We start from the raw sequence: 18,239 nt of genomic DNA, 5'->3' as shown, positions 1-18,239 counted from the left end.
GACCTCGTTGGCACTCGGTCGGTTGGCGTGCTGCCGTGCCCGTTGCTCGCGGACGCTGGGTGCCTTGCGCAGCGAAATAAAGGAGGAGCCAAGGGCGCAGCCCTTGGCGGGGGACATTCGCGGAGCAGGGCACCCAGTGGCCGCGAGCTTCGCGAGGTGCAACGAGCGAAACGAAGCGCTGCGTGACCCGTAGCCACAACAGGGCGGAAGAAGCTCAGCCCACCCCCGTCTGCCGCGCCAGAAACACCTGGTGCAGGGTGATCTTGCGCACCTCCACCTGGCTGGTCTGGATGTGCGTGCGCAGCAGCAGGCTCGCGCGGTCCGCGTTGCGCGCCAGCACCGCCCGCAGGATTTTGGCGTGCTCGTCGTAGGTCGCGTCGATGCGCATCTGCTTCAGAAAATCCAGCCGGCGGATGATGCGGATGCGCTCCGTCACGTCCTGGTGCACACGCGCCAGCTCGTCGTTGCCGGCCGCGCGCACCAGCGTCTGGTGAAACGCCTCGTCCATCGCCGCCACCGCGGCCGCGTCGCTTTCGCGGTCGCCGGCCGGCACCAGCCACAACTCCTTCAGACCCTGCAGCAGCGGGCCGGGCGGGCCCTCGTGCGCGCACAGGCGCTGCACCGCCGCCGTCTCCAGCAGCATGCGCAGGTCGTAGAGCTGGTCGAAGCGGTTGAAGTCGAAGGGCAGCACGCGCCAGCCCGCGCGGAACAGCACCTCCACGAAGCCCTCCTGCTGCAGGCGAATCAGCGCCTGGCGCACCGGTGTGCGCGACACATTCAGGCGCTCGCAGAGCTCGTTTTCGGTGAAGCGGTCGCCCGGCAGCAGGTGGAAGTCGGCGATGTCGCGCTTGAGCTGTTCGTACACCTCGTCGGCGCGCGAGGGTGGCGTCGCTGCGCGCTTGGCGTGAGGGGCTGAACGTCGTTGGGCGGTGGTGGGCACAAGGCACTCTAGCAGTGTGGGGGTCAGGGCGTGGGCAGCGCGGCCAGCAGGGCGGCGCTGGACGCGGTCCAGCCGACGATCGCGCCTTGCGCGCGGATCATCTCCAACGTGGCGCTCTTGAAGTGCGGAAAGTAGCTCTCGGTACAGTCTTCCAGCAGCAGGCCGTCGTAGCCGCGGTCGTTGGCCTCGCGCATGCTGGTCTGCACGCAGACCTCGGTCGTCACGCCCATGAAGACGAGCTGCGTGACGCCGGCCTGCTGCAGCAGGTTGTGCAGCGGCGTGGCCCAGAAAGCGCCCTTGCCGGGCTTGTCGAGCGCGATCTCGCCCGGTCGCGGCGCCAGCGCTTCGATGATCTGGTTGCCCGGCTCACCGGCCACGAGGATGCGGCCCATGGGCCCCTCGTCGCCGATGCGCAGCGTGGGGCTGCCGCGCAGGCGCTTGGCCGGCGGGCAATCCGACAGGTCGGGCCGGTGCGCCTCGCGCGTGTGCACCACCAGGCCGCCGGCGCGGCGCCAGGCGTGCAGCACGGCCTGGCAGGCGGGCACGATGGCCTGCAGGCGTGACACGTCGTTGCCCAGCGTCTCGCCGAAGCCGCCGCGCTCCATGAAGTCGCGCTGCATGTCGATGATCACGAGTGCGCAGTGCGCGAGGTCGAAGTCGAAGGCGAAGGGTTGTGCCGCGATGTTCATCCGTGTCCCCCGCCCATGTGGGCGCCCAGCATTTGCCGATCGGCCTGCGCGGCCGTTGTTTCGAATGCGATGCGACCCTCGCTCATCACCACGATGCGGTCGGCCAGTTCCAGCAACTCGTCCAGGTCTTCGCTGATCAGCAGCACGGCGCCCCCCTGGCGCCTGAGCTCGCGCAGGCGGCCGTGGATCTCGCGCACCGCCGCGAAGTCCAGACCGAACACCGGGTTGGCGGCGATCAGCACGCTGATCTGCCCGTGCAGTTCGCGCGCCAGCACCGCGCGCTGCACGTTGCCGCCGGACAGGCTGCGGATCGGCGCGTTCTCACCCTGGGTCTTGATGCCGTACTCGGCGATCCACTCGCGCGCGCGTCGGCGCCATTCACCGAAGCGCAGGCGGCCGCCCGCGCACAGCGGCGGGCGGTCGAAGTCGCGCAGCGCCATGTTCTGCGCCACCGACAGGTCGCCCACGCAGGCATTGCGCAAGGGCTCCTCGGGCAGGCTGCGCACCTTCAGGCGGTGGTTCTCCTCACGCCGCGCGGCGTAGGCCTCACCCTGCACGCGCACACGGCCGGCGGCTCGCGGGCGCTGGCCCACCAGGGCCTCCACCAGCTCGCGCTGGCCATTGCCCGACACGCCTGCCACGCCGAGGATCTCGCCCGCCGCCACCGACAGGCTCAGCTCGCGCACGGCCAGCGTGCCGCGGTCGCCCATGGCACTGAGGCCCTGCACCTCCAAGGCGGGCAGGCCGCCCTCGGAGGCGACCGGTGTCGCCGGGGGCGCGTTGGTGGCATCGATGGCCTCGGCAGGCGCATCGGCGCCGCCCACCATGGCCTGCGCCAGTGCCGCCGGGTCGGTCTGCGCCACGGCCGCGTGGTGCACCGCCTGGCCGCGCCGCAGCACGGTCACGTCGTCGGCGTAGGCCATCACCTCGCGGAACTTGTGGGTGATGATGACCACCGTGCACAGCCCGCTGAGCGCGAAGCCGCGCACGTGGCCCAGCACCTCGTCGGCCTCTTGCGGCGTCAGCACCGAGGTCGGTTCGTCCAGGATCAGCAGGCGCGGTTTGAGGAAGAGCTGCTTCAGCAGCTCGAGCTTCTGCTTCTCGCCCGCGGCCAGCGCCTGGGGCTTCGCGTCCAGGTCGAGCTTGAAGGGCGTGGTGTCGAGAAACGCGGCCAGCCGCTCGCGCTCGCGCCGCCAGTCGATGCGGGCGGGCACCCGTCCGCTGGCCAGCAGCAGGTTCTCGGCCACCGTCATGCCCGGCGCCAGCGTGAAGTGCTGGTACACCATGCCGATGCCCAGTTCGCGCGCGGCCACCGGGCTGGCGATGGCCTGCTCGCGCCCGTCCACCAGCACGCTGCCGCTGGTGGGCCGCTGGAAGCCCGCCACGCACTTCACCAGCGTGCTCTTGCCCGCGCCGTTCTCGCCCAGCAGGGCGTGCACCGTGCCGGGCGCCACTTTCAGGTTCACGTCGCGCAGCGCGTCGAAGCTGCCGAAGCGCATGCCCAGGCCGTAGGTCTCCAGCGACATCGCGCCGAGGCCGCGCGGCAGTGCGCCGATGGGGGTGGCCGGCGCTTCGATCATGCGATTGCGTCCAGAACCGCCTGCGAGGGTGCGTGCGCGCCGAACACGCCGCCCTGCATGGTGATCATCTTGAGCGCGGCCTCGTGGTTGCCGCGGTCGGTGGCGGCGGTGCAGTCCGACAGCAGCAGGCATTCGAAGCCGCGGTCGTTGGCCTCGCGCATGGTGGTGTGCACGCACACGTCGGTGGTGATGCCCGCGAGCAGGAGGTTGTGAATGCCGCGCGTGCGCAGGATCAGCTCCAGGTCCGTCGCGCAGAACGAGCCCTTGCCGGGCTTGTCGATCACCACCTCGCCCGGCAGGGGCGCGAGCTCGGGAATGATCTCCCAACCCGGTTCGCCGCGCACCAGGATGCGGCCGCAGGGCCCGTCGTCGCCGATGCCGATGCCGTCGGTGCCGATCTGGCGCGAGCGCCAGCGCTTGTTCGCCGGCAGGTCCGACAGGTCGGGCCGGTGGCCCTCGCGCGTGTGCATCACCGGGTAGCCGGCCGCGCGCATCGTGGCCATCAGCCGCTTCAGCGGTTCGATCGGCGCGCGCGTGAGCGAGATGTCATAGCCCATCTTGTCCACGTAGCCGCCCTCGCCGCAGAAGTCGGTCTGCATGTCGATGACGATGAGCGCGGTGTTCTCTGGCCGCAGGTCGCCGTTGTAGGGCCAGGCGTAGGGGTGGGCGTCGACGAAGCGTTCCATGTCAGCGGTTCGATGAGAGTTCGGTGGGACTGCCGGGCACCACCTGGCCGGGCCGGCAGGTGATCACGAGGATCAGCAGCGTGAGTGCGTAGGGCACGGTGTTGAAGAGGTGGTAGCCCCAGCCGATGCCCACCGATTGCAGCGCCGGCCCGATGGCGCCCGCGCCGCCGAACAGCAGCGCGGCGCCCACGCAGCGCAGCGGGTGCCAGCGCGCGAAGATCACCAGCGCCACCGCGATGAGGCCCTGGCCACTGGAGATGCCCTCGTTCCAGCTGCCCGGGTAGAACAGCGTGAGCGAGGCGCCCCCCAGGCCCGCGATGCAGCCGCCCACGGCGGTGGCCGCGATGCGGATGCCCTGCACCGGATACCCCAGGGCGCGCGCCGCGTTGGCCGAGTCGCCGGCCAGGCGCACCAGCAGGCCGGCGCGCGTGTGGGCGAAGGCCCACCACAGCAAGCCCGCCAGCGCGATGCCGACGGGCAGCAGCGGGTTGATCTGCAAGGCCGATCGCACGGCCGCCGAGTCGCTCCAGAAGCCCAGCGGGATGGCGGGCAACTGCGCCGCCTGCGGCTGGATCAAGGGTTTGCCGAGGTAGAAGGCCAGCCCCATGCCCAGCAGCATCAGCGCGATGCCGGTGGCGATGTCGTTGACGCGTGGCAGCGAACACAACAGGCCGTGCAGCGCGGCCAGCAGCGCGCCAACCACCGCCGCCGCCAGCACGCCGACCCAGGCCGAGCCGCTGAGGTACGAGGCGCCGAAGGCCGTCATGGCCGAGAGCACCAGCACGCCTTCGAGGCCGAGGTTGATGCGACCGCCCTTCTCGGTGAGGCACTCGCCCAGGCTCACGAACAGGAAGGGCACGCCCACGCGCAGCGCGCCGCCGACGATGCCCGAGAAGAGGATGAGCCACTGTTCTCCCGTCATGGCTTGTCTCCGGTGCCCGGCAGGGGGGTGAGCGGTGGCAGCGGCACCGGTTCGGACGGCCCGAAGCGGCCGAAGAGCGCGAGCAAGCCCTTCCAGTCGCGCTCACGCAGCGCCTCGCTGGCCAGGATGAACACGAAAGCGATGCCCTGCAGCAGCAGCACCGAGGCGTCGGGCAGGCCCAGGCGGCGTTGCAGCAGGCTGCCGGCCGCGCCGAAGCCGCCGAACAGGATGGCCACGGGCACGATGGCCAGCGGATGGTGCCGCGCGATGAAGGACACCAGGATGCCCGCGTAGCCGTAACCCGCGATGAGGGCCGCGTTGGCGCTGGTGTGCACGGCCGCCACCTCGATGGCGCCCGCCACGCCCGCCGCCGCGCCACCCAGCGCGCAGGCCAGCACGATGAGCCGCGTGGCCGGCAGGCCCACGAGCTGCGCGGCGCGCGGGTTGCCGCCGACCACGCGCACCGAAAACCCCGAGGGCGTGAGGCGCAGCCACAGCCCGGCCGCCAGACAGGCCAGCACGCCCACCGCCAGGCCCCAGTGCACGTCGGAGCCGGCGATGGTGCCGATGAGCAGGCCTTCGTCCAGGGCGGGCGAGGACGGCTTGTTCAGGCTCGCGGGGTCGCGCAGCGGCCCCTCCACCAGGTGCTTGAACAGCCCGATGGCCACGTAGGCCAGCAGCAGGCTGCTGATGGTCTCGTTGATGCCGCGGTACTGGCGCAGCCAGCCCGCCAGCGCGATCCACAGGCCACCGGCCAGCGCGCCGGCCAGACACACCAGCAGCGTGCCGATGAGGTTGGTCGGCAGCGGCAGCGCGTGCGCCAGCGCCGCGCAGGCCAGGCCGCCCAGCACCAGCGCGCCCTCGCCGCCGATCACGATGAGTCCCGCGCGCGCAGGGATCGCCACGCACAGCGCGGTCAGCATCAGCGGCGCCGCGCGCTGCAGCGTGTTCTGCCAGGAGAAGCTGTCGCCAAAGGCGCCCTTGAACAACAGCACCCACACCTCCACCGGGTTCACGCCCGCGAGCGCGACGATGCCGCCGAACACGCCCAGCGCCGCCGCGATGGCGCCGGCGGGCAGGGCGATGCTCTCGAGGGCGTTGCGCATGGCCGTGTCGGTGTCAGACGCTGCCGACCACACCGTCCACGAGGTAGTTCATTTTTTCCAGCTCGAGGTCGGTCTGCTTGAGCACCTTGCCCGCCGCGATCGGCGTGCCGCCCTTGTTGTCCTTGAGCGGTCCCTTGAAGACGTCGAACGTGCCCGCGACCATCTGTGCCTTGATGCCGTCGGCCTGCTTCTTCGCCGCGTCGGTGACCATGGGGCCGTAGGCGGAGGTCTTCACGAAGCCTTCCTTCAGGCCGCCGCGCACGAAGTTGGGGTGCGGCTTGCCGCTGCGCGCGGCCTCGATGAAGGTGGTGTACGCGGTGAGCCAGTTCCACTCCGCGCCGGTCAGGTAGGCGTTGGGCGCCAGCTTGGCCTGGCTGGCGTGGTAGCCGCAGACCATCTTGCCGCGCTTGGCCGCGGTCTCCACGATCACCTTCGGGCCATCGACGTGCATGGTGAACACGTCCACGCCCTGGTCCGCCAGGCTGTTGGTGGCCTCGGCCTCCTTCACCGGCATGGACCAGTCGCCCGTGAAGATCACCTGCGTGGTGATGCCCGGCTTGACCGAGCGCGCGCCCATGGTGAAGGCGTTGATGTTGCGCAGCACCTGCGGGATGGGCTTGGCCGCGATGAAGCCGAGCTTGTTGCTCTTGCTCATGTGCGCGGCGACGACGCCGTTGAGGTACTGGCACTCGTCGATGTAGCCGAAGAAGCTGGCGGTGTTCTTCGGGTGCTTGCCCTCGGTCCACATGCCGCCGCAGTGGGCGAAGCGCGCGTCCGGGTACTTGGCGGCCACCGCGAGCATGTGCGGATCGAAGTAACCGAAGCTGGTGGGAAAGACCAGGCTCGCGCCGTCCTGCGCGATCATGCCCGTCATGCTGCGTTGCACCGCGGCGGTCTCGGGCACGTTCTCTTCCTCGACCACTTTCACGCCGGCCATTTTCTTGAGCTGGGCCGCGGCCTCGGCCTGCGCCTGGTTGTAGCCGTAGTCGTCGCGCGGGCCCACGTAGATCACGCCCACGGTGATGGGTTTCTGGGCGAGCGCGAGCGGGCTGGCGAGCACGCCGGTGCCGGCGGCGCCGAGCGCGGCCAGGGTCTTGATCGAATCGCGACGATTGGGAGAGAACGGTTTCATGGGAACGCTCCTGGAGGAAGGACAGGGTTGAACGTGGCAGGAAGAACGGGTCGTGCCGTCACGGCGGGGGTGTTCGCACGGCGGCCACACCGGCCCGTTCCAGCGCGTGCCCGGCCCGCAGGGCCAGGTCCTCGCGCCAGGGCGCGGCGATGAGTTGCACGCCAATGGGCAGGCCACCGCTGCCCGAGGGCCACAGCGGCGCGGCCACCACGGGGCAGCCCGCGAAGGAGATGGGCTGCGTGAGCAGACCGATCGAGGGCCGGCAGGGCAGGCGCTGGCCGTTGACCTCGATCCACTCGCTGCCCAGCGCGGGCGCGGCCACCGGCGTGGCCGGTGCGATCAGCACGTCCCAGCGCTGGAACAGCGCGTTGACCTTGTCGCGGTAGACCCGCCGGAAGCGCTGCGCGCGCACGTACCAGGCGGCGGGTTGCAGCGCCCCGGCGATGAAGCGGTCCACCGACAGCGGCTCGAAGTCGTCCATGCGCTCGCGCAGGCGCTGCAGGTGCAGGGCACCGCCTTCGCTGGCCGTGGTGATGAAGGCGGCGGCGCGCGCCTCGGCGGCGTCGGGCCACAGCACCGTCTCGCGCGCGCCGAGCGCGGTGGCCGCCTGGGCCACGGCCTCGCGCGCGTCTTCGCCCGCGAAGTCGGCGAAGTAGCCGCCGAGCACGCCGATGCGCAGCTCCCGCGTGCCCTGGTCTAGCCCGCGCAGCGTGGGCTGCACCGCGGTGGCGAAGCAGCCCGGGTCCAGCGGGTCGGGGCCTTGCAGGGCGTCGTAGGCCAGGGCCAGGCCCGCGAGGTCGTCGGCGAAGGGGCCCAGGTGGTCGATGTTCGCCACGAAGGGGTAGCTGCCGCGCCGCGACAGGCGACCGAAGGTGGGCTTGAGCCCCCACACGCCGCAGAAGGACGAGGGCACGCGGATGGAGCCGTTGGTGTCCGACCCCAGCGCCAGCGGCACCTGGCCCGCGGCCACCGCGGCGCCGCTGCCGCCCGAGGAACCGCCCGCCGAATGCCCCGCGCGGTGCGGGTTGTGCGTGGGCCCGTAGTGGCTGTTCTCGGTGGTGAAGCCGTAGGCGTATTCGTCCATGTTGAGCGAGCCCACCAGCACCGCGCCGGCGGCGCGCAGGCGTTGCACCAGCACGGCGTCGTCGCGCGCCGGCAGGTTCGATCGGTTCACCTTCGAGCCCGCCAGCGTCACCTCGCCCGCGATGTCGAACAGGTTCTTCACCGCGAAGGGCACACCGGCCAGCGGGCCCAGGGGCTCGCCGCGCGCGCGCTGCGCGTCGATGCGGGCGGCGTCTTCGCGCGCGGCCTCGAAGCGCGTGCCGGTGAAGGCCTTGATGCGCGGCTCCGTGGCCTCGATGCGCGCGATGCAGGCCTGCAGCACCTCGCTGGCGCTCGAGCGCCCCGTGGCGATGGCCTGCGCGGTGTGGCTCAAGGTGGGCATGGGGACTTCAAGGCGCGGGCAGTGGAAAGGGCGCGGGGCGATAGAGCTCGGCTGGTTCGGCCTCGTCGTCCAGCGGGAAGGCTTGCAACAGCCGTGCCATGGCGGCGGTGCGCTGCAGGTGCGTGGCCACGCGCGCGGCGCGCGCCGCGTCCAGCGGCAGCTCCAGCGCCACGGCGGCGGCCTGCACGTAAGCCAGGGTCTGCTGCTCGTTCATGGCCGCCCCCTCACCGCCGCACCTCGCGCTGGAAGATCTCCAGGCTGCGCTTCTTGGCCGCGATGAAGCTCGGCTCGGACAGCGTGGCCGTGGTGCGCGGGCGCGGGTCCTCGTAGCGCAGGATCTCGGCCACCTTGGTGGGGCGCTTGGTCAGCAGCAGCACCTGGTCGGCCAGGTACACGGCCTCTTCCAGGTCGTGCGAGACCAGCATCATGGTGGTGCCGGTCTGCATGAACACCTCCTGCAGCTTCTCGCGGATGAACAGGGTCATCTCGAAGTCCAGCGCGGAAAAGGGCTCGTCGAGGAACAGCACCTCCGGTCGGGGTGCCAGCGCGCGCATGATGGACGCCGTCTGCTGCTGACCGCCCGAGAGTTCGTAGGGGTAGCGGTGCAGGTCGAACTTGACGTCGAAGGAGGCCACCAGCTCGGCCATGCGCCGGTCCACCTCGGCCTTGCTTCTGCCCTCCAGCTTGAGCGGGTAGGCGATGTTGTCGATGGTGCGCATCCACGGGAACATCGCTTCGCGGTAGTTCTGGAAGACGTAGCCGATCTTGGTGTCCTTGAGCGACTTGCCGTCGAACAGGATTTCGCCGCTGTCGATCGGGATCAGGCCCGCGATCATGTTGATCAGCGTGCTTTTGCCGCAGCCGTTGGGACCGAACACCGAAACGATCTGGTGCTTGGGGATGTCGAGGTCGAAGTTCTCGTACAGCGGCCAGCCCGCGAAGTACTTGGTGAGCCCGCGGATGGTGATGTGCGTGCCGGCCGGCCCGGGCTTGAATTCGGGCACGGGCACGTCGGCGAAGACGGGGGCGTTGATCACGGCGTTCATCGGCCGCTCCAGTGAACGATCTTGCGTTCGATGACCAGGAAGAGCACGTTGAGCGCGTAGCCCAGCGCGCCCGCGGCGAGGATGGAGGCGTACATGTCCTTCACGTTCATCACCTGCTGCGAGTTGATGATGCGGTTGCCCAGGCCGCTGTCGGCACCGATGAACATCTCGGCCACGATCACGATCACCAGGGCCATGGACACCGCCGAGCGCAGGCCCACGAAGCTGGGTTGCAGGCTTTCCCACACCAGCACGTCGCGGAACACCTGCCAGCGCGTGGCACCCATCACCTTGGCCGCCATCACGCGCTGCTTGCGTGCGTTGATGACGCCGTAGGCGCTGTTGAACACCACGATGAGCAGCGCGCCGAAGGCCGCGATGGCGACCTTGTTCACGTCGGACACCCCGAAGATCATGAGGAACAGCGGGATCAGCGCCGACGAGGGTGTGGAGCGGAAGAAGTCGATGAGGAACTCCACGCTGCGGTAGGCCTTCTCGGTGCTGCCGAGCACGATGCCCAGGGGCATGCCCACCACGGCGGCGATGAGGAAGGCCTGTACCGTGCGCCACACGGTGATGAGGAAGTCGCCCAGCAGCGGGCCCCCGAAGAGGCCGCTGATCAGCGCGCCGAGCGCGTCGAGCGGCGCCGGCAGCAGGATGGGCTTGATGAAGCCCAGCCGCACGACGAGATCCCAGACGATGAAGAGCACGACCGGGCCCACCACGGGCAGGGCCTTGGCCCAGTCGGTCTTCTTCGGTGGCGTGGGCGCGCCGCTCGAGGCCGGCGGGGCCCAGGGTTGGGTGGCCGCTTCGGCGGCCACGGGGGGTGTGCCGCTCATGGCATCAGCCCTTGTAGAGCATGGAGTCGACCATCAGGCGGGAGCTGAAGATGCCCTTTTCGCTGAACAGGTCGAAGAACTTCTGGAAGTGCGCCACGTCGGCGGGCGTGAACTCGTTGAACATCGTGTACGCGGCCAGCGGCACCTCGCCGGTCAGCGCGCCTTCGATGGGGGTGTAGCCCTTGAGGTACTGGCGCGCCTCGACCGCCTTGGTGCGCACGTAGTTCACGCCTTTGCCGTACGCGGCGACGAATTTCTTTGCCGCCTCGGGGTTCTTCTTGATGAAGTCCGAGGACAGCGCGGCCGAGCCACCGAACCAGGGCGCCATCGGGTCCCCGAGCACGTACTTCGCGATCACGCCCGGCTCCAGCACGCGGGTGGTGCCGTTCATGCGCCCGATGGTGCCCGTGGGCTCCAGCGTGTAGGCGCCGTCGACCTGACCGGCGGCCAGGGCGGCCACGTGCTGGCCGATGGGCAGCTCCACCACGGTGGCGCCGGTGGCACCGCCGCGCTCGAGCACGGTCTTGGCCAGCGTCACGTTCTGGATGCCGGGGCCGCTGGCGACGCGCTTGCCCTTGAGGTCGGCCATCACCTTGGCGGGGCTGGCCACCGGCACGATGACCTCGTCGAGCACGTTTTTCACGTTGCTCGGGTTGGAGCAGAAGATCTTGAAGGTACCGGGCTGTGCCAGTTCGCCGATGGCGATGTTGGCCGAGCCGGTGCCGTTGGCGGTGGCGTCGGCGCGACCCGACAGCACGGCCTCCATCACCTGCTGCGCGCCGGCGAACTTGAGCGCCTCCACGTCCAGGCCGGCTTCCTTGAAGTAGCCGAGCTCCACCGCGGAATAGAAGGGCAGACCGGCGGCGATGGGCCAGTAGCCCACGCGGATCTTCGGGCCGCTTTGCGCGCGCACCGACGGGGCGCCGAGCGCGCCGAGCAGGGCGGCGGCGGTGCCCATCTGAAGCAGTTGGCGGCGGCGGGGAGCGTGGGCGCGAGGGAGGGTGGTCATGGAGAACTCCTGCGGTTGGATGGGGGAAGGGTGAGGCGGATACGGGGTTCAGGTGCTGAGCGCGGTGGCCGGCCGGCTGGCCTGCGCCAGGTAGGCGCGCCAGCCGCCGTGGTGCGTGATGTCGGTCGCGCCGAGCGTGGCGGCGTGCTCGCAGACGAAGCCCTGCACGCGCTCGCCACTGGCCAGCTCCAGGCTGCCGATGCCCAGCGGCGCGGGAATGAGCGCGACGAAACTGCCGTAGTGGCGCAGCGGCATGTCCCACACCTCCACCGCGATGGCGGCGCCCTGGCCAGGGGCGACGCGCAGCAGGCCCGGCTTGGGCGGCGTGGTGCCGGGCAGGGCGTAGAAGCGGTAGTCGGCGCTGGTGGTGGTGGTTTGCAGCAGGCGGCCTTCGCGCTCGGTGAGCTGGCCGTTGAGCGGCATGCCGCTCAGGTGCGCGCCCACCACGGCCACGCGCACGCGCGGCTCCTCGTGCAGCGGCAATGCGTCGGGCGCGGGCAGCGGCTCACCCGTGGCGCCTTGGGTGAGGCCGCTGGCGTGGTGCAGGCGCTGGCCCAGCTCGAGCAGCGGCCAGTCCATGCCGGCCGCAGCGATCAGCGTCACGCCGAAGGGCAGGCCGTCGGCGCGCAGGCCGGTGGGCACGGACAGTGCCGCGTAGTCCAGCAGATTGACGAAGTTGGTGTAAGCGCCCAGGCGTCGGTTGAGGGCCACGGGGTCGGCCTGCATGTCGGCGATGGACGCGTGAACCGGCATGGTGGGCACCACCATCAGGTCCATGCCTTTCCAGGCCGCGCGCGTGCGCTGCGACAGCGCCTGGAGTCTCACCTGGGCGTCGCACCAGTCGGCGGCGGAGTAGTCGCGGCCGCGCCCGATGATGCTGCGCACGGGTTCGAGGACGTCGGCTTCGTGGGCGTCGAAGAAGCCGCGGATGGCGGCGTAGCGCTCGGCCACGAGCGCGCTTTCATAGAGCAGGTCGGCGACCTCGGCGAAGGGCCCGTAGTCAAAGGAGACGGGGGTGCCGCCGAGGGTCTTGAGTTGCTGGATGGCCTGGTCGAAGGCGGCGCGGCTGGGGGCGTCGCAGGCGCTGAGGTCGTCGGGCACGCCGAAGCGGAAGCCGGCGGGCCAGGGCGCGGTCGCCAGGGGCAGTTCGCGGGAGTAGGGGTCTTGCGGGTCGTGGCCAATGGCCTGCGAGAAGACCCGCGCGGCCAGGCCCACGGTGCGGGCGAAGATCGACACGCAGTCAAGGCTTTGGGCGGCGGGCAGCACGCCGTGGGCGCTGATGAGGCCGCGCGAGGGCTTGAGGCCGACGATGTTGTTGAGGCCGGCGGGTACGCGGCCGGAACCGGCGGTGTCGGTGCCGAGAGCGAAGTCGACTTCGCCGCGCGCGACGACGACGGCGGAGCCGGAGCTGGAGCCGCCGCTGACGAGGGCCGGGTTGAAGGCGTTGGGGACGGTGCCGTAGGGGGAGCGGGTGCCGTTGAGGCCGCAGGCAAACTGGTCGAGGTTGGTTTTGCCTTCGAGGGTGGCACCAGCATCGAGCAGGCGCTGCACCACGGTGGCGTGCGCGGGGGCGGTGCGGGCGAAGGCGGGGCAGGCGGCGGTGGTGGGCCAGGCCTGGACGTCGATGTTGTCCTTGACGGCGAACCTCAGCCCTTGAAGAGGGCCTTCTGTCGTGGTCTGCAACGGCCGGTCGGGGCGGTGGAGCCAGGCGTTGGTGTTGGATTCGACTTGCACCATGTTGAAACATCCCATCTTGGATACAAGATGTGATGCAAGTCTGATGCCAGGTTTTTCCTGGGTTTGTTTTTGGGGCTGTCTCGGTGGTGGTTGGGGGGGCGTTCTCCGGCTGCTCCGGTCGGCGGCGCTCGGGTGTCCGGCTCCGCGACTGTCCCCCGGAGCGGAGCGCTGGCGCGCTCCGCTCCTCCTCCTTTATGTCGCTGCGCCGGACACCCGATCACCACCGACCTCGTTGGCACTCGGTCGGTTGGTGCGCCACCGTGCTTGTTGCTCGCGGACGCTGGGCGCCCTGCGCAGCGAAATAAAGGAGGAGCCAAGGGCGCAGCCCTTGGCGGGGGACATTCGCGGAGCAGGGCGCCCAGTGGCCGCGAGCCACCGCGAGGTGCGGCGAGCGAAGTGAAGCGCTACGCGAACCGCGCAGCCACCCGGTCGCGCCAGTCCTGCAGCGCAGACAAACCCTGCTCTGCAGGCTTGAACTTGAGCAACCGCGCAAATTCAATGGTGCAAAACCCGGTGATGTCCGCGATGGTGAAGCGCTCGCCCGCGACCCAGGGCCGCCCTTGCAACAGCGAATCGAGCCAGCGCAGGGTCTCCATCGCCTTCTCCTGCTGCGAGGCGCCGAAGTCCGGGAACTGCGGCTGCTCCAGCACCGCCAGCCCCGGGTGCTGGTGGCGGATGGCCTGCGCCAGCGGCAGGGTCACGTACCACTCCACGTGTCGGTCGGCCATCTCGATGAAGGCGCGTTCCTCGGCGTCGCGGCCCATCAGGTTGGGCTCGGGCTGCAGGCCCTCCAGGTAGGCGCAGATCGCGCGCGATTCGCTCAGGATGCGACCGTCGTCCAGCTCCAGCACCGGAATGCGCGCCATCGGGCTGCGCGAGAGGATGGGGTGGGCTTTGTGCTCGTGCGCGTTGATGTCCACCAGCACCTCCTCGATGCCCGTCATGCCCTTCTCGGCGATGAACATCTGCACGCGGCGCGGGTTCGGTGCGCGTTCGGACACGTAGAGTTTCATCGCTGCTCTCCCTTCAGGCTCTGGCCGGTTTCCATCAGCTTGCGCGCGTCTTCCGAGAAGCGCCGGGCCGCTTCGTCGCCGTCGCGGGTGAGGTCCACTTTGGACGGCGGCATCTCGATGCCGCGCTGCACCGCGGGCCGCGCGCGGATGGCGTCGCGCCAGCGCTTGAGGTGCGGCAGGTCGTCGATGTCCACACCGGACCAGCGGTGCGTGCGCACCCAGGCCCAGTTGGCGATGTCGGCGATGGAGTAGTCGCCCGCGAGGAACTCGTGGTCCTTCAGCTGCGTGTCGAGCACGCGGAACAGGCGCTTGGTCTCGCCCTGGTAGCGGTCGATCACGGCCGGGATCTTCTCGGGGAAGTAGCGGAAGAACACATTGGCCTGGCCCATCATCGGACCGATGCCGCCCATCTGGAACATCAGCCACTGCAGCACGCGCGAACGGCCCTTCACGTCCGTGGGCATGAGCCGGCCGGTCTTCTCGGCCAGGTAGATCAGCACCGCGCCCGACTCGAACACCGCGAAGCCATCGGCGTCGTGGTCGACGATGGCGGGGATTCGCCCGTTGGGGTTGATCGCGAGGAAGTCGGGGCGCTTCTGCTCGCCGGCGGTCAGGTCCAGCACCTTCAGGGCGTAGGGCAGGCCGAGCTCTTCGAGCGCGATGGAGGCCTTGTGACCGTTGGGCGTGGCGGCGGTGTAGAGGTCGATCATGGGGCGCATGCTAGGGCGCCCCGGCACGCCAGGGGTGTCGCGTGCGCGAAGCCCCTGGTGCTCAGGCCATGAAGCCCAGGTTGGTGGGGTAGTCCACGCTGTTGAAGTTGGCGATGTAGGGCAGCACCTGGCCCAGCTCGCCGCCGCTCACGCCGAACCACTGCGCCAACGTGGCCGCGTACTGGCTGACCGAGGTGCTGGGCAGCAGGCGGCCCTGGCCCACGTGCCATTGGTCGAAGCTGTCGACGTTGCTGTTGGTCACGCTCACCGGGGGGGCCTTGCCGTAGAAGGCCCGGCCGCGCACGGCGCCACCCACCATGAAGTGGTGCGAGCCCCAGCCGTGGTCGGAGCCGTCGCCGTTGGAGGTGAGCGTGCGTCCGAAGTCGGACGCCGTGAAGGCGGTGACCTTGTCGGCCACGCCCAGGTCCACCGTGGCCCGGTGAAAGGCGGTCAGCGCCCCGCTCAGGCGCTCCATCAGCGTCGCCTGGCCGCCCAGCAGGTTGTCGTGCAGGTCGAAGCCGCCGAGCGAGACGAAGAACACCTGCCGCTTGCTGCCGAGCTGGTTGCGCGCGGCGATCAGGCGCGCGACCAGACGCAACTGGTTGGCCAGGCCGTTGTTGGCGGGGAAGTTGGTGAAAGGCGCGCTGGTGGCCGGGAAGGCGTTGAGCGCGCTGGTGATGGCGCTCTCCGTGCCGTAGGCGCGCGCGGTGACGAGGTTGTATTCGTTCTCCAGCGCATGACCGCGGCTCTGCATCGCGATGTCCACCAGGGCCGAGCGCACCGCCGCGGAGCCATACACGTTCCCGTTGAGGCAGTTGATGCGCACCGCGCCGTTGCTGCTGACCTGGTAGCTCAGCGCCTGGTCGCCCGAGAGGAAGACCGTGTTGCCCGCCACGGACACGCAGGTGAGCACGCCGTTGGTGTTGCTCGAGCGCGCGAGGTCGCCCGCGTGCCCGCCCCATCCGGTGGTGGTGCCCTCGGCGGCCGAGGTCATCCACACGGATTGCTGGTCGTTGTGCGAGAACAGCTTGGGTGGACGCGGGTAGGACGCGCTGTTGCTGTTGTATTGCTGGCGCGTGAGCGGCACCACCAGGGGGCCCACGTTGAGCTGCACGGCGGCGGCGCCGGTGTTGAACAGGTTGGCCAGGCCGCCCATGGCGGGGTGCAGGGCGTACTGCTTGCCATCGGGCAGCGGCGCGGTGGGGTTGAGCACCGTGGCGGCCAGGTCGGCGCGCGGGATCGCGATGCCACCACGGATGGTGGCGTACTGCGCGTGGCTGGTGGCGTCGTAGTTGATGACGGTGTTGGCGTAGTCGTTGCCACCAAAGAGGAAGACGCAGACCAGGGCCTTGTAGTCGGTGGCGTCGAAGGCGGCGGCCTCGCCGATGGCGGCGAGGTTCATCACCGTGGGCAGCGCGGTGCCGGTGAAGGCGAGCTGGCCGGCGCGGCGCAGGAAGGCGCGGCGGGTGTGTTTGGCGGGATCGATGAAGTTCATGGCGCGTCCCTCACTTCTGGACCAGGTACTCGGGGCAGGCCATCACCATGAGCACGGCGGCCCAGACGCGGCGGTTCTTGGCGTCGGCGCTGCTCGATGCGGTGACGTTGGTGGCGTTGAGCGCGTTGACCATGAGGGTCCGCGTGGCGCCCGAGATGCGACCCGCGGCGAGCACGAGGTTGAGGTGGTCCACCAGCGCGGCGGCGTTCGTCACCAGGGCGAGCTCGCGCGAGTAGTTCGCCTTCACGTCATAGGCGTAGTTGTTCCAGGCGGCGTAGGGAACGCCCGGGTTGGGGCAGTTGATGCCGCGCTCGATCACGCCTTGCATGAAGTTGAGGTAGCCGCCCACGGTGGTTTCGTTGACGAGCTGGAATTCCGGCGCGGTGGCGTTGCTGGCCGCCATGGCGGTGTTGGGCGGGATGTAGCCAGGGCGGAAGAAGTTGAAGACCGAAGGTGAGCGCAAGGGGCTCTGGCCGAGCTGCGTGCCGGCGTTGTCGAGCTCGAAGATCTTCCAGCTGCCTGCGGCGGAGGTGACGTTGAAGCTGCGCGCCCACTGGATGAAGCGGACCATGGGCTCGCGCAGCTTGCCGTGGGTGTTGCTCGCCAGCGAGATGCCGCCGCGCGCCTCCGGGTCGAGCAGGATCGCCACCACCACGGTCTTCAGGTCGCCGCGCACGCCCTGGCCGTTGTTGTTGAACTTGCTGGCCACCCGGGCCACGTAGGCCGGGCTGGGGTTGCTCGTCACCAGTCGCTGGATCATCTGGCGCGCGAAGAAGGGCCCGGTGTTGGCGTGGTTGAACAGCCGGTCCAGCGCGATGCGCAGGGCCTCGCGGCCGGGCGTGCCCGCCGGCACGGTGACGCCGAGGAAGCGCGCTTCCAGTGTGGAGTGGCGGCTCTCGCGCAGGCTCATGGGCTTGCGCGCGAAGGCGCGGGACTCGATGGTGTAGCTCTGGCCCGGCGGCGTGTGGCGCACGCCGTCGGAGGTGTCGAAGTCCCAGCCGGTGAAGACGCGCGCGAGGTTGGTCACGTCGTCCTGGTCATAACTCTCGATGGGGCGGCCGCCGCTCATCTTGGGCGTGCCGTCGAGGTTGAGTTCGAGCAGGCCGATGGTGAAGAGCTGCATCACCTCGCGCGCGTAGTTCTCATCGGGCACGCGTCCGCTGCTGGGGTTTTCCTTCTGGTTGCCCCGGGTGTTGAGGAAGTAACCCATGGCCGGGTGCAGGGTCACGTCTTCCAGCAGCTGGCGGAAGTTGCCGAAGGCGTTGCGCGTCAGCATGTCCCACCACGAGGCGTAGGCGTGGCTGCGCCAGGTGAACTCCGCGGTGGCCAGCGAGCTCACGAAGATCTCGGACAGCGCGAGCGCCACGCGCTTGCGCATGGCCTCGCCACCCGAGAGCAACTGGCTCCAGAGCATGAAATCGGCCGGGTAGTGGTTGAAGAAGTAGCTGTTGCTGTCGACCGCGCCGTAGCCGCGCGATTCCAGCCAGTCCCAGCCGCTCTGGCCGCGTGGCTGCTGGAATTGGCGGGCCAGCCACAGTGGGTAGCCTTCGCTGCGGACCGCGGCGATTTCTTCGGGCGTGGACGAGAACTGCGCCTGTTGAAGAAAGCGCGCCGCTTCGGTGTCGTCGGCCGCGGCAAGGTGGGTGTAGTCGCTGACCGGGAAGTCGACCACGGGCACGAATGGCGCCTCGCCGCCCCCGCCGCCGCCATCTCCCCCGCCGCCGCCACCGCAGGCCGCCAGTGCCGCCGCGGCCGCCGCCGTGGCCCAGGCCGCGCGCCCGTCAGGGCCCGCGGGTGCTTCCTCCCGCTCGATCACCGCTTCGCCGGGCAGATCGTCGTGTTCGATCGTCGCCATGACCGTCCTCCATCCATTGGATGGGGCGCGAGTCTA

General features: G+C 69.9%; 17 protein-coding genes. All 17 read right to left on the bottom strand.

The annotated features are described in order from the left end of the window. Positions 1–214: 214 nt before the first annotated feature. Positions 215–940: a GntR family transcriptional regulator gene (locus tag VLG41_RS01315; protein ID WP_325347594.1), complete on the bottom strand. Its 726-nt coding sequence runs from the start codon at positions 938–940 to the stop codon at positions 215–217. Positions 941–963: 23 nt separating this feature from the next. Further along, positions 964–1,629: a cysteine hydrolase gene (locus VLG41_RS01310; RefSeq protein WP_325347593.1), complete on the bottom strand. Its 666-nt coding sequence runs from the start codon at positions 1,627–1,629 to the stop codon at positions 964–966. Then, positions 1,626–3,209: an ABC transporter ATP-binding protein gene (locus VLG41_RS01305; protein WP_325347592.1), complete on the bottom strand. Its 1,584-nt coding sequence runs from the start codon at positions 3,207–3,209 to the stop codon at positions 1,626–1,628. The genes VLG41_RS01310 and VLG41_RS01305 overlap by 4 nt, the downstream gene beginning before the upstream one ends. Beyond that, entirely contained in the window at positions 3,206–3,895 is a 690-nt protein-coding gene (locus tag VLG41_RS01300) for an isochorismatase family cysteine hydrolase (RefSeq protein WP_325347591.1), read from the bottom strand. The genes VLG41_RS01305 and VLG41_RS01300 overlap by 4 nt, the downstream gene beginning before the upstream one ends. Position 3,896: 1 nt before the next feature. Further along, complete coding sequence (locus tag VLG41_RS01295; RefSeq protein ID WP_325347590.1) at positions 3,897–4,817, bottom strand: ABC transporter permease; 921 nt, start codon at positions 4,815–4,817, stop codon at positions 3,897–3,899. After that, a complete protein-coding gene (locus VLG41_RS01290; RefSeq protein ID WP_325347589.1) occupies positions 4,814–5,923 on the bottom strand; it encodes an ABC transporter permease in 1,110 nt (369 codons plus the stop codon). Before VLG41_RS01290 ends, VLG41_RS01295 begins: the two co-directional genes overlap by 4 nt. Positions 5,924–5,936: 13 nt before the next feature. Further along, positions 5,937–7,055, bottom strand: coding sequence for a BMP family ABC transporter substrate-binding protein (locus VLG41_RS01285; RefSeq protein WP_325347588.1), 1,119 nt, complete (start codon positions 7,053–7,055; stop codon positions 5,937–5,939). Positions 7,056–7,113: 58 nt separating this feature from the next. Beyond that, a complete protein-coding gene (locus tag VLG41_RS01280; RefSeq protein WP_325347587.1) occupies positions 7,114–8,499 on the bottom strand; it encodes an AtzE family amidohydrolase in 1,386 nt (461 codons plus the stop codon). Positions 8,500–8,506: 7 nt separating this feature from the next. Then, positions 8,507–8,713, bottom strand: a complete 207-nt coding sequence (locus VLG41_RS01275; protein ID WP_325347586.1) for a DUF4089 domain-containing protein — start codon at positions 8,711–8,713, stop codon at positions 8,507–8,509. Between the two features lie 10 nt (positions 8,714–8,723). After that, positions 8,724–9,545: an ABC transporter ATP-binding protein gene (locus tag VLG41_RS01270; RefSeq protein ID WP_325347585.1), complete on the bottom strand. Its 822-nt coding sequence runs from the start codon at positions 9,543–9,545 to the stop codon at positions 8,724–8,726. Further along, positions 9,542–10,384 (bottom strand): ABC transporter permease, encoded by an 843-nt coding sequence (locus tag VLG41_RS01265; protein ID WP_325347584.1) that lies wholly within the window; start codon positions 10,382–10,384, stop codon positions 9,542–9,544. The genes VLG41_RS01270 and VLG41_RS01265 overlap by 4 nt, the downstream gene beginning before the upstream one ends. A 4-nt stretch (positions 10,385–10,388) precedes the next feature. Next, a complete protein-coding gene (locus VLG41_RS01260; RefSeq protein ID WP_325347583.1) occupies positions 10,389–11,393 on the bottom strand; it encodes an ABC transporter substrate-binding protein in 1,005 nt (334 codons plus the stop codon). Between the two features lie 48 nt (positions 11,394–11,441). After that, positions 11,442–13,130, bottom strand: a complete 1,689-nt coding sequence (gene atzF, locus VLG41_RS01255) for an allophanate hydrolase (protein ID WP_325347582.1) — start codon at positions 13,128–13,130, stop codon at positions 11,442–11,444. A 404-nt stretch (positions 13,131–13,534) separates the two neighbouring features. After that, a complete protein-coding gene (locus VLG41_RS01250; protein ID WP_325347581.1) occupies positions 13,535–14,143 on the bottom strand; it encodes a glutathione S-transferase family protein in 609 nt (202 codons plus the stop codon). Then, positions 14,140–14,853 carry a glutathione S-transferase family protein gene (locus VLG41_RS01245; protein WP_325347580.1) on the bottom strand — a complete coding sequence of 238 codons (714 nt, stop codon included), beginning with the start codon at positions 14,851–14,853 and terminating at the stop codon, positions 14,140–14,142. The genes VLG41_RS01250 and VLG41_RS01245 overlap by 4 nt, the downstream gene beginning before the upstream one ends. Positions 14,854–14,914: 61 nt before the next feature. After that, a complete protein-coding gene (locus VLG41_RS01240; RefSeq protein ID WP_325347579.1) occupies positions 14,915–16,348 on the bottom strand; it encodes a DUF1501 domain-containing protein in 1,434 nt (477 codons plus the stop codon). 10 nt (positions 16,349–16,358) lie between these two features. Continuing rightward, positions 16,359–18,203, bottom strand: coding sequence for a DUF1800 domain-containing protein (locus tag VLG41_RS01235; protein WP_325347578.1), 1,845 nt, complete (start codon positions 18,201–18,203; stop codon positions 16,359–16,361). Positions 18,204–18,239 lie beyond the last annotated feature (36 nt).

Source organism: Hydrogenophaga sp., assembly GCF_035481345.1.
Taxonomy (GTDB): Bacteria; Pseudomonadota; Gammaproteobacteria; order Burkholderiales; family Burkholderiaceae_C; genus Hydrogenophaga.
Note: the sequence above shows the minus strand (reverse complement) of the source record. Positions and strands in the feature narration are given on the sequence as shown.

Excerpts from the sequence above, each read along its gene's own strand:
- VLG41_RS01310 (WP_325347593.1), bottom strand. The coding sequence starts at position 1,629 with ATGAACATCGCGGCACAACCCTTCGCCTTCGACTTCGACCTCGCGCAC.
- VLG41_RS01305 (WP_325347592.1), bottom strand. The coding sequence starts at position 3,209 with ATGATCGAAGCGCCGGCCACCCCCATCGGCGCACTGCCGCGCGGCCTC.
- VLG41_RS01300 (WP_325347591.1), bottom strand. The coding sequence starts at position 3,895 with ATGGAACGCTTCGTCGACGCCCACCCCTACGCCTGGCCCTACAACGGC.
- VLG41_RS01295 (WP_325347590.1), bottom strand. The coding sequence starts at position 4,817 with ATGACGGGAGAACAGTGGCTCATCCTCTTCTCGGGCATCGTCGGCGGC.
- VLG41_RS01290 (WP_325347589.1), bottom strand. The coding sequence starts at position 5,923 with ATGCGCAACGCCCTCGAGAGCATCGCCCTGCCCGCCGGCGCCATCGCG.
- VLG41_RS01285 (WP_325347588.1), bottom strand. The coding sequence starts at position 7,055 with ATGAAACCGTTCTCTCCCAATCGTCGCGATTCGATCAAGACCCTGGCC.
- VLG41_RS01280 (WP_325347587.1), bottom strand. The coding sequence starts at position 8,499 with ATGCCCACCTTGAGCCACACCGCGCAGGCCATCGCCACGGGGCGCTCG.
- VLG41_RS01275 (WP_325347586.1), bottom strand. The coding sequence starts at position 8,713 with ATGAACGAGCAGCAGACCCTGGCTTACGTGCAGGCCGCCGCCGTGGCG.
- VLG41_RS01270 (WP_325347585.1), bottom strand. The coding sequence starts at position 9,545 with ATGAACGCCGTGATCAACGCCCCCGTCTTCGCCGACGTGCCCGTGCCC.
- VLG41_RS01265 (WP_325347584.1), bottom strand. The coding sequence starts at position 10,384 with ATGAGCGGCACACCCCCCGTGGCCGCCGAAGCGGCCACCCAACCCTGG.
- VLG41_RS01260 (WP_325347583.1), bottom strand. The coding sequence starts at position 11,393 with ATGACCACCCTCCCTCGCGCCCACGCTCCCCGCCGCCGCCAACTGCTT.
- atzF (WP_325347582.1), bottom strand. The coding sequence starts at position 13,130 with ATGGTGCAAGTCGAATCCAACACCAACGCCTGGCTCCACCGCCCCGAC.
- VLG41_RS01250 (WP_325347581.1), bottom strand. The coding sequence starts at position 14,143 with ATGAAACTCTACGTGTCCGAACGCGCACCGAACCCGCGCCGCGTGCAG.
- VLG41_RS01245 (WP_325347580.1), bottom strand. The coding sequence starts at position 14,853 with ATGATCGACCTCTACACCGCCGCCACGCCCAACGGTCACAAGGCCTCC.
- VLG41_RS01240 (WP_325347579.1), bottom strand. The coding sequence starts at position 16,348 with ATGAACTTCATCGATCCCGCCAAACACACCCGCCGCGCCTTCCTGCGC.
- VLG41_RS01235 (WP_325347578.1), bottom strand. The coding sequence starts at position 18,203 with ATGGCGACGATCGAACACGACGATCTGCCCGGCGAAGCGGTGATCGAG.